This window comes from Acutalibacter sp. 1XD8-33, assembly GCF_003612555.1.
Lineage (GTDB): Bacteria > Bacillota > Clostridia > Oscillospirales > Acutalibacteraceae > Acutalibacter.
Window position 1 is genome coordinate 1 of sequence record NZ_RAZF01000103.1, and the last position, 531, is coordinate 531.

The following is a 531-nucleotide window of genomic DNA, read 5'->3' on the forward strand; positions in this document are numbered from 1 at the left end:
GCGCGTCCAGAAGTGCCGCTTTTCATCCAAAGGCGGTGCGCGGGCATTTTGGGAATCCGGCTTTGGCAAGCCGGTAAAGAAAAGTATCAAAGACATGAAAAAATGTCACTTTAGCGTCATTCGGTTTACCCCGGAGGGAAACCACAAGGGGGACAATAGCGTACCGAAAAAATCGCAAGTTGGGGAAACCATCTACCCACGACTGAGCGGCAAGACGCAACATTGTGAATGAGGAACAAGGCTAAACTGCTTTAAGGGCAGTCCGAGGCGGGATACTCGACCCGGCGGCGCAGGATGGTTGTATTCGCCGTATGTCATAGCGGAATGTGACAGGTAGACACAGACCGCACGATACTTATGACAGCCAGCCGCAATAAGCGGAAAAGGACGAAAACCCATTACCGACATCACAATACGCTTTTCCCAAGGTGTCTAACTGGAGATTGCCTAAACCGGAGTGCCGGGATTATCCGGCTATGCGTAATGCCGCAAGGTGAAAAATTTCAAGGGGTAAAAACCCAAGAAAGATGA

1 protein-coding gene is annotated in these 531 nt (G+C 50.5%); it reads left to right on the forward strand.

All coding sequences use genetic code 11. The annotated features are described in order from the left end of the window. Nucleotides 1–232, forward strand: a 232-nt coding sequence (locus D7X94_RS18895; RefSeq protein WP_207667190.1) for a hypothetical protein, incomplete at its 5' end; no start/stop codon positions are given. Between the last annotated feature and the right edge of the window lie 299 nt (nucleotides 233–531).